This is a genomic window from Faecalibacterium sp. DFI.5.82 (assembly GCF_029076575.1).
In the GTDB taxonomy this organism is placed as follows: domain Bacteria; phylum Bacillota; class Clostridia; order Oscillospirales; family Ruminococcaceae; genus Faecalibacterium; species Faecalibacterium duncaniae.
Genome location: NZ_JARFIS010000573.1, coordinates 1 through 308, shown reverse-complemented (window position 1 = coordinate 308; position 308 = coordinate 1). Strand labels below are relative to the sequence as shown.

At 52.3% G+C, this 308-nt stretch carries 1 protein-coding gene; it reads right to left on the bottom strand.

The features are described from left to right. The coding region (locus P0G09_RS17940) for a carboxylate--amine ligase (protein ID WP_275253347.1) at positions 1-258 on the bottom strand (258 nt) is incomplete at its 3' end. Positions 259-308 lie beyond the last annotated feature (50 nt).

Genomic DNA, 308 nt, shown 5'->3' with positions numbered 1-308 from the left:
CGCATACTGCGGGTAAACAACACCCCTCATCTCATACTGATAACGTCTTACGCGGCTATGCTCCTGAACCGGCTCCGGTGCATACGCAGCGGTTTCGCAGTGCGCATACTCCGGCATTTCCGCAAGATCATCCCGAACAGCACGGATAAGCGCGTCTGCCACATCATCAATGTTCTTGCCGGTCTCCACGGCAACCAGTTCGTGATTCTGGACTGCCTTGTCCAGATTACCGGTGGAGCGAAACAGCTTATATTTCATATCGTTGCCCGTCCTTTCTCTATTTCGGTCTGCCTATTCTTCCTGAAATC